9 protein-coding genes are annotated in these 14,448 nt (G+C 55.7%); 7 read left to right on the plus strand and 2 right to left on the minus strand.

The window, feature by feature from the left end:
• The first annotated feature begins 264 nt into the window (after nt 1-264).
• The 5 genes from HP566_RS03510 to HP566_RS03530 all read left to right on the plus strand — a co-directional run bounded on the left by HP566_RS03510 (nt 265) and on the right by HP566_RS03530 (nt 9,288).
• Complete coding sequence (locus tag HP566_RS03510) at nt 265-3,615, plus strand: DUF2126 domain-containing protein (protein WP_249975881.1); 3,351 nt, start codon at nt 265-267, stop codon at nt 3,613-3,615.
• 64 nt (nt 3,616-3,679) lie between these two features.
• Nucleotides 3,680-6,088 (plus strand): circularly permuted type 2 ATP-grasp protein, encoded by a 2,409-nt coding sequence (locus HP566_RS03515; RefSeq protein ID WP_249975882.1) that lies wholly within the window; start codon nt 3,680-3,682, stop codon nt 6,086-6,088.
• Nucleotides 6,085-6,960 carry a transglutaminase family protein gene (locus HP566_RS03520; RefSeq protein WP_249975883.1) on the plus strand — a complete coding sequence of 292 codons (876 nt, stop codon included), beginning with the start codon at nt 6,085-6,087 and terminating at the stop codon, nt 6,958-6,960. The genes HP566_RS03515 and HP566_RS03520 overlap by 4 nt, the downstream gene beginning before the upstream one ends.
• Before the next feature lie 96 nt (nt 6,961-7,056).
• On the plus strand, nt 7,057-7,491 hold the full coding sequence (locus HP566_RS03525) for a hypothetical protein (RefSeq protein WP_249975884.1): 435 nt from the start codon (nt 7,057-7,059) through the stop codon (nt 7,489-7,491).
• Nucleotides 7,492-7,557: 66 nt separating this feature from the next.
• Nucleotides 7,558-9,288 (plus strand): potassium/proton antiporter, encoded by a 1,731-nt coding sequence (locus tag HP566_RS03530; RefSeq protein WP_249975885.1) that lies wholly within the window; start codon nt 7,558-7,560, stop codon nt 9,286-9,288.
• Nucleotides 9,289-9,347: 59 nt separating this feature from the next.
• On the opposite strand, the gene HP566_RS03535 is transcribed toward HP566_RS03530, so the two are convergent.
• Nucleotides 9,348-10,055, minus strand: a complete 708-nt coding sequence (locus HP566_RS03535; RefSeq protein ID WP_249975886.1) for a DUF3581 family protein — start codon at nt 10,053-10,055, stop codon at nt 9,348-9,350.
• A gap of 108 nt (nt 10,056-10,163) precedes the next feature.
• Between HP566_RS03535 and HP566_RS03540 the strand changes: the two genes are divergently transcribed.
• Nucleotides 10,164-13,118, plus strand: coding sequence for a hypothetical protein (locus HP566_RS03540; RefSeq protein WP_249975887.1), 2,955 nt, complete (start codon nt 10,164-10,166; stop codon nt 13,116-13,118).
• A 29-nt stretch (nt 13,119-13,147) separates the two neighbouring features.
• On the opposite strand, the gene HP566_RS03545 is transcribed toward HP566_RS03540, so the two are convergent.
• The gene (locus HP566_RS03545) at nt 13,148-13,861 is read right to left on the minus strand and encodes a trimeric intracellular cation channel family protein (RefSeq protein WP_249975888.1); all 714 of its coding nucleotides are present in this window, start codon (nt 13,859-13,861) and stop codon (nt 13,148-13,150) included.
• A 401-nt stretch (nt 13,862-14,262) separates the two neighbouring features.
• Here HP566_RS03545 and HP566_RS03550 point away from each other — a divergent pair.
• Nucleotides 14,263-14,448 (plus strand): hypothetical protein (locus HP566_RS03550; protein WP_249975889.1); only part of this gene is annotated, 186 nt, incomplete at its 3' end.

Consider the following 14,448-nt stretch of genomic DNA (forward strand, 5'->3'; position numbering starts at 1 on the left):
CAACTTCAAAGAACTTTTTACCTTTTCACTACAGCCCCCCCTCAAAAGGGAGATAAACAAACAGATACCTTTAAAAGGCACAAAAAAGGTGCGCCAAGCAAACCAAAATAGTGCATTTAGTGTTTTTCACACTTCTTAAACGGCTTAGTGCATATTGCAGCTGCAAAAAAGATCAAGTGGAACGATACTTCCGATACTTATCTTTCTTAACCGATACCTCGAACCTGTTTAATCGGTTGGTAATGGCTTTTTAGAGGCTGGCTCATGACTATTCGCGTTGCCTTGCATCACCGTACCACCTACCGCTTTGATCGCCCCGTGCGTTTGTCGCCACACGTCGTGCGTCTGCGGCCTGCACCCCACTGCCGCACCCATATTGATGCGTATTCACTTAATATTTCCGGCGATGATCATTTTTTAAACTGGCAGCAGGATCCGTTCGGTAACTTCAATGCCCGCCTCGTGTTTCCTGAGCCACGCAAAGAGCTGACCATTGCCGTTGAGCTTATCGCTCCCATGACGGTGATTAATCCATTTGATTTCTTTCTGGATGATATCGCCCAAAAAATCCCTTTTACCTATTCAGAGGAACTACGCAAGGAATTAGGCCCCTATCTGGAAGTCACCGAAGCAGGCCCTCGCTTGATGGAGTGGCTTGAAAAGGTGTCGCGGGAGCCTACTACCAGTGTTGACTTCCTGGTCGCACTCAACCAGCGGCTACACGAAGACATCAGCTATCTGGTACGTATGGAACCCGGCGTACAGAGCTGTGAGGAAACGCTGACCCTGGAGAGCGGCTCCTGCCGCGACAGCGCGTGGCTACTGGTGCAGGTTCTGCGCCATTTGGGGCTGGCCGCACGCTTTGTATCAGGCTATCTGATTCAACTGACACCCGATGTTAAAGCGTTGGACGGCCCCAGTGGAACCGAGGTCGACTTCACCGATCTGCACGCCTGGGCCGAAGTATTTCTGCCCGGCGCTGGTTGGGTGGGGCTTGATCCCACCTCTGGCCTGTTTGCGGGAGAAGGGCATATTCCCCTTGCAGCAACACCGACGACCGGCAGTGCAGCGGCCATCACCGGCTTTTCCGACAAGTGCGAGGTCGAGTTTGACGTGGAGATGCACATTGAGCGCATCCACGAAGACCCACGGGTGACCAAACCCTACAGTGACCAACAGTGGCAGCAGATTGTACACCTGGGGGATCAGGTCGATAACGTGCTCAATCAAGAGGACGTGCGCCTGACCATGGGGGGCGAACCCACCTTTGTTTCCATTGACGATATGGAAAGCCCTCAATGGAACACTGACGCACTGGGTGACCATAAGCGTGAACGCGCCGAGGTGCTGCTCACACGTCTACAGGCAGCTTATGCGGCTGGTAGCGTGGTTCAACAGCAGCAGGGCAAGTGGTATCCCGGCGAGCCACTCCCCCGCTGGGCACTGGCCTGCTACTGGCGCAAAGACGGTGTACCGCTATGGCGTGATCCCAAATGGCTGGCCTGTATGGAAGGAGCCCCCAACGTTGAGGTCGATGATGCCCTGACCCAGCGCTTTACCCACGCACTCAGTAAACGGCTGGGGATTGCGCAGCGCTACTGGATCCCCGCCTTTGAAGATGCCTACTACTATCTGTGGAAAGAGCAAACGCTGCCGGTTAACGTTGACCCGCGCAAAGCGGATTTAAAAGATGATGCCGAGCGCCGGCGCCTAGCCCGGTTGCTGGAACAGGATTTAGGCACGGTGGTGGGTTATGCCCTGCCCATTCGCCACTCAATCGCCCAATCACATCACTGGGAAAGCGGGCGTTGGCCATTGAAACGTGACCACCTGTTCCTGGTGCCCGGTGATTCCCCAATGGGGTTACGCCTACCTCTTTCCGCGCTGCCCTGGGCAGACCCGGAAGATCAGCCCCAACCACAATCACTGTTTGCACCACGCCCTGAGATTGGTGATATTCACGGAGAGGTCGCCAGACGACACACAGAGCAACACCGTTACTCCAGCGCTGAGCGCCATGGTCAAAGCCTGCATCCAAGCCATAGCCATCCTGAAGGTGAGGCAGTACAGCAGCAGCCCAGCGCCGAAAACGACCGTGAGCATAGTGTTATTCACACCAGCTTGTGCGTGGAGCCACGAGACGGACGTTTACACATTTTCCTGCCACCGCTGACCCAGTTAGAGCACTACCTGGATCTGCTCAGCAGTATCGAGGAGTGTGCACGTGAGCTTGCCTGCCCGGTAATGATCGAAGGCTATGCCCCACCACGCGATCCACGTCTTGAAAGCTTTATGATCACCCCGGACCCTGGTGTCATCGAAGTGAATATTATGCCTGCCGCCAGTTGGCAAACCCTGGTCGCCCAAACCGAGCGACTCTACGATGAGGCGCGACAGGCCCGCCTGGGCACCGAAAAATTTATGCTGGATGGCCGGCATACGGGCACTGGTGGTGGTAACCACGTTACCCTTGGTGGTATTACCCCGGATGACTCACCGTTTTTGCGTCGCCCTGATTTGCTGGCGAGCCTGGTCACCTACTGGCAGCACCACCCCTCGCTTTCCTATCTGTTTTCAGGCTTGTTTATTGGCCCCACCAGCCAGGCTCCACGGGTGGATGAGGCACGGCACGAAGCGCTTTACGAGTTGGAAATTGCGCTTCAACAAATGCCCGAAGGTGAAGTCGTACAGCCGTGGCTGGTGGACCGTCTGCTGCGCCACCTGCTGACTGACCTGACTGGCAACACTCACCGCGCCGAGTTCTGTATTGACAAACTTTATTCGCCAGATAGTGACAGTGGCCGACTGGGGCTGCTGGAGCTGCGCGGCTTTGAAATGCCCCCCCATGCCCGAATGGGGTTGATGCAAATGCTGCTGATTCGCGCCCTGGTGGCCCGTTGCTGGAAAACGCCCTACCGGGCCAAGCCGGTGCGCTGGGGCAGCGCCCTGCAGGATCGCTGGATGCTTCCCCATTACCTGTGGGAGGACTTAAGCGATGTACTCAGCGACCTGCGCCATCACGGCTTTGATTTTGAGCTGGAGTGGTTCGCACCATTCCTTGAGTTCCGCTTCCCAGTGCATGGCCGCCTGCACACCCCCATGCTGAATATTGAGCTACGCCAGGCTATCGAGCCATGGCATGTGCTCGGCGAAGAAGCGACCGCAGGCGGTACGGCACGCTATGTTGACTCCTCCGTCGAACGCCTAGAAGTAAAGGTGAACGGTATGAGCGGAGACCGCTATATAGTGACGTGTAACGGTCGACGGGTACCGCTTAACGCCACCGGGCGTAACGGCGAAGCCGTCGCAGGCGTTCGCTATCGTGCCTGGCAGCCACCCTCTGCACTTCATCCCCAAATTCCCATACACGCACCACTGGTATTTGACGTGGTGGATACCTGGAACCAGCGCTCAGTGGCAGGCTGCACCTATTACGTGGTACACCCAACGGGGCGTAGTTTTGAAACCTTCCCCGTTAACGCCTTTGAAGCCGAGGCCCGGCGCTTGGGGAGATTCAGCGATAACGGTCATGGCCATGGTTTTCAGGCACCTGCGGCTGAAATGCTCAGCCAGGAGCTGCCGTATACACTGGACCTGCGCTGGCGCCCAAGCTAATGCTTTCATATTAACGCCAGCTGCAGGATAATCCGCCCCTTACCGGCTAAGGACAACAAGGATCATGACGGCCCCTGTCTCTCCCTCACTGCTTGAACTCGGCGCCGCCGGGCTCGTTGAGGATTACTTGAATCAGCTAGGCAAGGGACAGCCCGGCACTTTCGACGCGCTGCTCGATCGCCAGGGCCAACTGCGCCCTGGCTGGCAAAGCCTGCTCGGCGCCCTTGAAGCGTTAGGAGCGGATGGCCGATACCAGCAGCATGAAGAAATCCAGCGGCTACTGGCGGAAAACGGTGTCATCTTTAATATGCACGATGACACCCAGGGACGCTCATGGCGACTTGATCCTCTCCCCTGGGTCATCAGTCAGGCCCAGTGGCAGGCGCTGGAGGTTGGCCTGACCCAGCGAAGCCGCTTGTTTAACGCGCTATATAATGACATTTACGGTGCCCGAACGCTCTTTGATGCTGGCTTGCTACCAACCCAGGCACTATTAGCATCCCCCCACTATCTGCTTCCCTGCCATGGCTCCCAGCCCAACGACAGACCTGCCATCAGCTTCCATGGCGTTGACGTGATACAGGATGCCGAGGGTCAATGGCGCGTATTTGGCGACCGCCTACAGGCCCCTTCCGGCACTGGTTTTGCGCTGGAAAACCGCATTTTGATGGCCCGCGCCCTACCGGAAATGTATCGCAATGCACCCTTAAAGCGCCTAGCGGGCTTTTTGGATAAGTATCACCGCACGCTAACCGCACTGACCTACCAGCACAAAGATAACCCCAGTGTCGTATTACTTACCCCTGGGCCAGGTAGCCCACGCTACTTTGAGCACGCCTACCTCGCCAACTACCTCAATATCGATCTGGCAGAAGGCCAGGATATGGTCGTGCGAGATAGCAAACTATGGCTGCGTACATTAGGTGGTTTACAGGCAGTGGACGTGGTATTGCGCCACTGTGATGACGCCTACTGTGATCCACTGGAGCTCAGGGGTGATTCACAGTTGGGTGTGCCAGGATTACTACAGGCCTCCCGAGCCAACGGCGTGGCAATGTCCAATGCACTTGGGGTGGGCATTCTTGAATCGCCAGAACTCGCCGATTATTTACCCGCCCTGTGCGAGCATCTGCTTGGCGAACCCCTGCTGTTACCCAATGCTAATGCCAGCACACAGGCCGCCACCGCTCCGGTGTTTGATCACCAGATGCAGCGTTTAAGACCCACCACGCTCAACCTGCGCTGCTTTGTTTCACGTACGCCGGGCAGTGTCGCCACCGCTGGACAGCAACGTGGCGATTACCATGTAATGCCAGGAGGGCTGGCCTGGGTGGGGGAACCCGGCTCACCGTCATTAAGCAGTCCGGTCGTGAAAGATGTATGGGTGACAGCCAATACGCCACAGCCTCATGTCAGCCAGCTACGCCAGGCACGCGGCCCGGTGGTGGCCACCCGAGACGGAACCGACCTGCCCAGCCGTGTCGCCGAAAGCCTGTTTTGGCTGGGGCGCTACGGTGAACGCCTGGACTCACGTGCCCGACTGCTACGTGAAGCACTTATGCGGCTAATGGAGTACGACCAGGACGAAATTGCCGATCAGCTACTCAATGAGTTGCTGCTGGCATTGGAAATCACCACACTAAGCAGTGATAACAAGGAGGTTAAGTCTCCCCTGGTAGGCTTTGCGCAAAAACGCACGGCGCTGTTAGCCCAGTTTGATGATAGCGACCCCCAGGCATTACAGCCGCTGTTTGCCCAGCTACTACGCAATGCCCGCAGCGTACGCGACCACCTGGGCGACGACTCCTGGCGGGTACTCCACCAGTTACGGCAGCGGGTCAGCACCTTTAACCCAAGCCTTGGCGCCAGTGCCGCCCGCCGCGCCTGCGAGGGTCTCTCAGCGCAAATAGCCGCTTTCTTTGGGTTGTGCAACGAAACCATGCCCCACCACTACGGTTGGCGCTTTATGGATATCGGACGCTTTTTAGACCGTGTTTTAGGGCTGCTCTCACTGCTGAAACTCACCCTGAATGCTCCTCACTCTCCTGGGCTGGCGCTGTGGGAAGTGGTACTCGCCACCACCGATAACTTTACCGCTTACCGCAGACGTTACCGTAGCGAACTGCATCCAGAAGCGATTCTGGACCTGCTGCTATTTGATGAGACCAACCCGCGTTCAGTGGGTTACATGCTTAAGCGGCTTGAACGCCAGATGGATAGACTGCCCGGAAGCTCATCGCCCTACCGCAACGCCGAACGACGGCTGTTGATCCAGGCAAACGCGACACTGCATCTGGCCGATATTGACCGCTTGAGCCATCTTGCCGATACACCCGAAGCGCAAGATGCGCTGGAGCAGCTGCTGGATGACTTGATTAAGCCCCTGAATGCGCTTTCTGACGCCATCAGCCACAGCCATTTCAGCCATGTAGAGCGGCCGCGCCAATTAGTCAGCATGGAGCCCGACGAATGAATTACACCTTGCGGCACACCACGCGCTACCACTACAGCGCACCGGTCACCCTGTGCCATAGTGAGGCGCGAGTGCTGCCGCGAAAAACCCAGCATCAGCAGTGCGGAGCTTCAGAGTTAACCATTAGCCCCATGCCCCAGGTGCAGGCTGAAAGGCGCGATGTATTTGGCAATCGTGTACTCTACTTTGCCATGGAAAACGTCCACCAAACCCTGGACGTTACAGTGGTCACCCCCCTCAACACCCAGCCGATTGGGCCATTGCCAGCCTCTTCGCCCGCATGGGAACACGTTGCTGAACAACTCAGCGCGGACAGCCATTTTGATATGCAGCTCTACCGCCTGGACTCGCCGTTTATCCGCCGTAGTGAAGAGTTGGCGGCCTTTGCATACAGTTGCTTTACCCCAGGTCGCCCCCTGGTCGAAGCAGCACTGGCGCTGAACCAACACATTTACGACACCTTTGAGTACGACCCCAGCTTCACCACACTGGCCACCCCGCTGAGTGACGTATTGGCTAATCGCCGGGGAGTGTGCCAGGACTTTGCTCACCTAGCCATTGGCGCACTGCGTTCGGTGGGCCTGGCAGCACGTTACGTTAGCGGCTATCTGGAAACTCAGCCGCCTCCCGGCCAGCCAAGGCTGATCGGGGCAGATGCATCCCATGCCTGGCTGGCCACCTGGATTCCCGATTGGGGCTGGCTCTCTTTGGACCCCACCAATGGCACCATCGCTGGCGAGCAGCACCCGGTTCTGGCCTGGGGGCGCGATTATGCAGACGTTGCGCCACTCAAGGGTGTGATGAATGGCGGTGGTGATCACCAGCTTGAGGTAGAAGTGGATGTCATGCCGTTGACATCCAATGCGACATAACCCCCTACCGTGTTAATCGCCCCCGTTTACCCGGCGGGCAACTTGACGACCTTCCTATAAAGACAGGATGATATATAGGTCTAAAAGGAAGAAACCATGCAGCCTAGCGGAACACCCAGTCACAGCGAGAGTACATCGCGCCGAATTACTCGGACACTGGGCCTATGCTGCTTTTTAGTGCTAATGTTTGGCTCATCGAGCCACCTGCACGCGCCTCATTTTAAAGACGTTAAGCAAACCAGCCAGTCCTTCAGTAATCATACTGATCAACGTAGTTTTGCATATCTGCCAGAACTGCCCCGCATTCGTCATGAAGCGCAAAAAAAATTGTCCGGCGATCCTGCTCCCTTTATTTTTGATTCGCCCGTCGACGATGCCTTTTTAAGCACGTATTTCTCCCTCCAATCGCTGAGCATCGCGCTGATTGTCAGCTTGTCCTGGATAGTATTCCTCTACCGAACAGGGGATAACCGCCGCCCTCCCCCTCGCGCTCCTCCTGCCCGCGACACCCATATCAACAGTATTGACTGATTCACCAACGATGACAGCAGGATAGCTGTCTATCGGCATTTAAGTCGTAGCCATTAAGGACACTTTATGTTTCTAGTCGACAAGCTTATTTTACTTGCCGCAGTACTGCTCTTGGTGGGCATTTTATCGAGCAAACTATCCGCGCGAATCGGCCTTCCGGTGCTGGTTTTATTCTTAGTCATTGGTATGCTGGCTGGCGAAAGTGGTATTGGCGGAATTGCGTTTGACGATCCTGCCTGGGCCCACGCGCTGGGTACCATGGCATTGGCCATGATCCTGTTTGATGGCGGACTACAAACACCTACCTCCTCCATCAAGGCAGTGTGGAAACCAGCCTCGCTACTAGCCACGTTAGGCGTTCTGGTAACAGCACTTATTACCGGCGTTGCTGCCGCTTATATCCTGGGTTTATCCCTTCTTGAAGGTCTGCTGCTTGGCGCAATTGTCGGCTCCACTGATGCTGCTGCTGTATTTTCCTTGCTGCGTAACGCGGGCATTCACATCAACAAACGCCTGAAATCAACATTAGAAATCGAGAGCGCTTCAAACGACCCGATGGCTATTTTCTTAACCGTTGGCCTGTTGGAAGTCCTCGTTAACGGTATGGAGCCGGGCGCAGGGTTATTACAACTCTTTGTTGTTCAGATGGGGGTAGGCGCTTTGGTCGGCATTGGGGTTGGCTGGGCATCGGTCAAACTTATCAACCGTATCCACCTGGTAGCTTCTGGCCTCTATCCCGTGATGGTAGCTGCGTGTGGTTTCCTCTCTTTCGGTATTTCTGCCAACCTGGGCGGTAGCGGCTTCCTGGCGATCTTCTTAACAGGAGTGGTTATCGGCAACCGCCGTATCGCCTTCCAGCGCAGCACCTTTTTATTCCATGACGGGCTTGCCTGGTTAAGCCAGATCATCATGTTCGTAATGCTGGGCCTGCTGATCGATCCTCTTTCGCTGCTGGATGTCTGGTTTGAAGGGCTTGCCATTGCAGCGGTGCTCATTTTAATAGCCCGCCCGATTGCCGTAGTCCCCATCATGAAGCTATTCGGCTTTAATGCCCGCGAAACCAGCCTGGTTTCCTGGGTAGGGCTGCGTGGTTCGGTTCCTATTATCCTGGCTATTTTCCCGCTTATGTTTGGTCTTGAAGGAGCTGAACTGATCTTCAACGTGGTGTTTTTCGTAGTGCTGATCTCAGCCTCTATCCAGGGTACAACGCTGCCTATTGTGGCTCGCAAGCTGAAGCTGACCGAGAAGCCGCCTGCGCTTCCCGCCGCCAGCCTTGAGATTACCGCACTGGATGAAGTGGATGCCGATATTGTGGAGTACACACTAAGCGAACAGCCACGTGCAGCCGGTCGTCGCCTTTCACAAATGGCGCTACCTGATACCACGGTGGTGGCGATGATCACGCGAGGTCAAGAGGTTATTCCACCACGCGGTTCCACCGAGTTACAGGCGGGAGATCACCTGTTTGTGGTACTGCGCCCAGAAACACGCCCCTTTGTCGATTGTGTATTCTCTGACGCCCCCGACACTGTCAGTAATGACTTTCCCGACCAACCGTTAAGGTTAAAAGGAAGCACTACTCTTGGCGATTTACGCCATTCTTATGGCTTTGCCATTAATGAGAGTGAGAGTAGTACAACATTGGATGCCCTATTACACTCCAAACTGCCCACGCCGTTAAGCGCAGGTGACACGCTCAAGCTGGATGATGGGATTGACCTTGTAGTGGAAGGCATTCTGGGAGAAAGAGTGACCACGGTAGGCTTGACCGTCGCGTCAGAAGGTGAAAATAACTGATACCACACGATGCATAGCCTCAAGTAAGTAGAGGCTATGCATTAAATTGCGTTAGCTTGCTAGGCGGCTTCGTAAGCCGCTTTTAAGCGATAAAACTCATCCACGATGGCCGCCATTTCCATGGCATCATAGTCACACAGCCCACTAACCACCAGTTTTTTAGAGCCAACACCCACCGCCTGCCCCCCCGACTCAATAGAGAACTCCAAGAGAGCCTCCGCCCGTTTACCCTGCACCTCCAGAGAAGATTGGTTAAGGGCCAGGTCAGGTGAAAAGCCATCTAACCGCTCAAGGGAAAAGCCCATGCTATCGTAGATAACCAATGGGCGTTTGGGGTTGAACATCACCCCATGCTGCTCCATTAATGGCTTAAGATAATGTGGAAAGTTTTTACCTGAAAACGCCACATAGCAGCGGGCAAACGCTTCAACAGCGACTTCATCTCGGGTTATTTCACCACTGCGAACCACCTGTAGATAACATTTATCGCTCTCATCACACACGTGAAGATCGCCATTTTCTGCTTCACTAAACTTGAGAGGTGTGTCAGCACCTACCATATTGGTGAAGCGAAATTCCATTTGTCGCGACAACCCAAACTTCACAAGCACCAGCGTAAATAGCAGGTCACCAGGTACGCAAAAACGGCGCGCGCCCGGGTTATGAATTGGATTGTAATCGCCGGCCACACCTTTGGCGAAACGGCTGGCCTGCTCTGCGGAGATCACCACATACTCTCCGCGCTGCGCGTAATAATCCTTAAACATGGCGTTTGCTGCCTGCCTAGCGTTGAAATCGAAAACCCATAATTGCTCCACGTCACGCATAATGCCATAAAACACGCGCCAACAGGAGGCACCTGCCTGGAAACCGGTATGACAAACGAGAAACCCACGCGAAAACGCCTGCCACGTGCTCTGCTCATTGCGCTGATAATGACCTTGATGCTCGCGCTCATATGGCTGGTTGGCAGCCACTGGTTGTTAAACAGCCAATGGCTGCCACAACGTATTTCACATATTGAAGATGTAGAAGTACGCTGGTCAAATGCGACAAGCCTGCACCCTGGCCGTTGGGAGGTGGAAAACCTCTACCTTGCCAGGGACGACGATGCATTGCCGATCACCGTGGAAGCCCAGCAGGCAACACTCTCGTTGTCCTTACTGTCGCTGTTACGCGGCGAACTGCATATCCAGACGCTGGATGCCAACGGCATTCGCCGCCTGACCGTCGGCGATATAGCCCTGGAAGCCGAAGGCCAGTTGCAGGTAACAGATACGCAGTTCAGTCGCGAAACGCTGGCAGTCCCCTATGTATCACTGGATATTACTCAGGGCCGACTAATACGCCTGACTGACCAGACCACACTAGTACGCGATATTAACCTCCGCACCACCGCCTCCCTTACAGCGATTGCACCAACGCACGTTCCCAGCGAGCAGCTCACCGCAGAACTGCTTAGCGCTCTATCGACACAACTTACTATAGATGCTCAAGCAGATGCCTGGGACGTTTTTATGCCCTACCTGGAAGCACTCCCCTGGTTAACCCTGGATGGTCGCGGTGCCCTGACAGGCGAGTTGACCCTTGAGGGAGGAGAGTTCCAGGCCGGAAGTGAGCTTACTCTGGATGCACCGGCGCTGCGTTTATCCATTGATGAACAGCGCCTGCGCGCCCATGAAGAAGAAGCACCACGCTGGCTGATTGCCGACATGCCACCACCGCGCCATACCGCCACAGGTGAAGGCCAGGTGCGTCTGGCAGTAGAAAACGGCCAACTGCAGTTCGCTACCGATCTGGCTAATGTGGTACTCGCAGACACTCACCCTTATGCCACCAATACCCAACTCAATCTCGCTACCAGCATTCCCAACCGACGTCTCGACCGATTGGAACTTCCCACTGGCGCCACCCTTGAGGTCAAGGGAGATATTAGCCGTCTGGATATGCTTGACCGTTATCTGGCCCATACCTTTGACGACCAGGGCATTCAGCTTTCCGGGCATGGACATATCGAAGCCAGCTTCACCCTTCGCGATGCCCGCCCTTATCAAGCAATACTGGCTATTCAGGCTCCAGAACTTGCCGCTGAGCTGCTTGATTTTGCAGCACGTGGCAGTGGCACCCTGACTGCCCAGCTATCGCCGGAAGAGATGGTCGATGCCAGTCTGGTATTTACCGATGCCACGCTTAACCATCACCAGCAAACGCTGCTGGCTGATGCTGATATCACCCTGAATGCCTTTAGCTCAATCGACCCGGAGCAGGCACGGGAGCATGCGACAGCAACACTGTACTGGCAGGATGCCAGGCTACCGGACATCAGCGTGCTGCAAACGTACCTGGCAGCACTATTGCCTGATTCGACACCCGTAGAGCTGCTTGGCGGCCTGGCAGCCAGCCACGGGCAACTTACCTTCACCACCGGGCAGCTTAGCGGTGAGATCTCCCTTGCGGGGGAACAGCTAACCACTCGCTGGCAACACAGCGAGCAAAGCGGCACACTGGAAAGCAATGCCCAACTGACATTAGCCATTCATCAGGCAGCACTGGATGGCACAGCCCTGGACATCAGTGGGACACGCCTGCGCTGGCAGGTAGCGGATACCCAGTCACTCGCTGAACGCCTGGAAAGCACCCTCATGCTAAGAGAAGGGCATTTCCAACGCCACAATAACATCCCTAGCGGTCGCTTTATCCTCGAAGGGAGTGTTCAACAGCTGGGGTTCCTCAATACCTTCCTGCCTGATGCCCATGGCCTTGCCCTTTCAGGTAATGGGCAACTGTTCGCCGAAGGCGCCTTTCGTGATGACCGCCTTCTGGCGCCTACCCGCCTGCGGGTGAATGCCAACCAACTGGAAGTCGCCTTTTTAGACTACCTTGCCACTGGCCGGGGCGAACTCACCGCCCAGCTCGATAGTGCCGAACAGGCCCAGCTTTCGCTTGGCATTCCCCACTTTTCTCTTATGCGTCAAGACGATGACCGCCCCCACCTGGAAGGCCGTCACTTTGCCTTAACCACGCAAACCGACCGTTTTAGTGATGTGCTCGAATCCCCCGAGCCCGCCTACTTCACTACCCGCATCGCACTACCGATCACCGAAGTGCCCGACTTTACTCGCTATAACCGCTACCTGCCGGAGAATGCCGGGATTAGCCTACTCGGTGGCCAGGCCAGCCTTACCAGCGAATGGCTGTTAGAGGGATTAAATGCCCAGGGGGAAATCACCCTGCGCGCCTTTGGCGCGGATATGGCACTGCTTGACCAGCAGTTACGGGGCGATGTTGAGCTGCATTTACAGCTCACCGACGGCGATGTGGAGGCACGCCATTTTACAGCCAACGATTCGTTTCTACGCCTGGAAAATGTATTACGCATGAGCGCAGAAGGCACTCAGGATGCGGGCTGGTGGGTTCAGCTCACCATGGATGAGGCGCAACTGGAGTGGGGAGATCCTGTTCGGCTAAACAGCCAGCTACGCCTGGCCATGCGGGATACTGGCCTGCTTGCCCGGCTCTTTTTGGCCCGTGCCCGCGAAAACGACTGGTTAGGCAGGCTGTTAAACGTGCATAACATTAACGGAAGCGCTGAACTGCAGATTAATGGCGAGCGTATCCGGCTGCATAACCTCGCCTTGACCGGGGGCCCACTGCTGATGCTTTCCGACGTCACACTGGCCGAAAAGAGCGCCAATGGCGCCCTTTATGCCCGCCTTGGCGCATTGGGAATAGGTGTGGAACTGGTCGATAGCGAACCAGCCTTACGGGTGTTACAGCCACGGCGTTGGTTTGATCGCTGGCGAGAAGCGAATCGCTTTCCCAGACCTTAGGCCTCATAAGGGTGAAGCCCGGCTGGCACTTAACGCCGCTTTCTTTCCCGTCGAATCATCCTTACCCGCTCCTTCGCTTTTTCGTGCGTAGAGAGCGGTGCCCCCTCATCGGTGGTTTTTGGGGGTAACGTTACCCAGGCAAATACCGGCAGCGCAAGGTGCCAATGAATCGCCGCCAGCCGCAGCCCCAAGGTGACCATAAGAGCGGCGGCGATGGTCATGGTAAGCGGCGCTCCCAGCCCATCTAATGCAACATATACAATGCCACCCGCTATGGCAGCAGTGGCGTATACCTCCTCACGCAGCACCATCGGCACCCGCTGAGCCAGGACATCCCGAATCATCCCTCCCGCCACTCCCGTCATCATGCCCATGAGGACGGCCACCAACCCCGACGTACCCAGCAACAGCGCTTTGTGGGTGCCAATAACGGTAAATAGTGCCAGCCCAAACGCATCCGCGACCGGCAAAAATCCCCTCGACAGACGGTGGATATAATGAAACCCCACTAACGACACGCCCACCGTGATCAGGATGACCCATAAATAGGTGGAATCGGCCACCCAGAATACCGGACGCACACCTAACACCAGATCCCGCAGGGTACCCCCGCCGATGCCTGTCACTGCAGCCAGCACCAGCATGCCAAAGGGGTCCATCCGCGAGCGGCATGCCAGAATCACGCCCGATAGGGCAAACACAATAACCCCCGCCATATCCAGCCAATAAATCACACCCGACACACGGTTCTCCTTCAATATTATCTAGGCTTTGTCTGAAAAGTCGGCGAGCGAAGGCCAGACAAGGCAAAAATCGGCGAAAAGACGGAGTTTACATACTGTAAATGAGTACTTTGATCGGACTCGCGCACGAGCCGATTTTTAACGCCGTATGGTCGAGCACAGCCAGTTTTCAGACAGAGCCTAGCCTAAACGGCGATCCCAAAAATGGCAGAGTACCACTATCATCCCCCACTGCCGCGCTTAAATTGTTCAATTTTTAATCACCAAACACCATTTTTGTAAGACATTGCCGACAAGCTTTGTAAGACATCGCTGACACCTGCCCTTAAGGGGTTGTGCTGGGCTCCTGGCTCGTTATTATCACTGTTTCTCATTAACAGTTGATGATTCCAGGAGGGAGCATGGCACTCAGCACGGGACTGCACTTCACCATCACACTGCCCGGCGTGGATGAGATCGCGGTGATCGACTTTACCCACCGGGAAGCCCTCTCCCAGCCCTTTGAACTCACCGTTAATCTGGCAAGCCGGGACAGCAACCTGGATGCCGCCGAACTGCTGGACCGTGAGGCCTGCTTAACCATCGAC

Source organism: Vreelandella olivaria (assembly GCF_023507745.1).
Classification (GTDB): domain Bacteria; phylum Pseudomonadota; class Gammaproteobacteria; order Pseudomonadales; family Halomonadaceae; genus Vreelandella; species Vreelandella olivaria_A.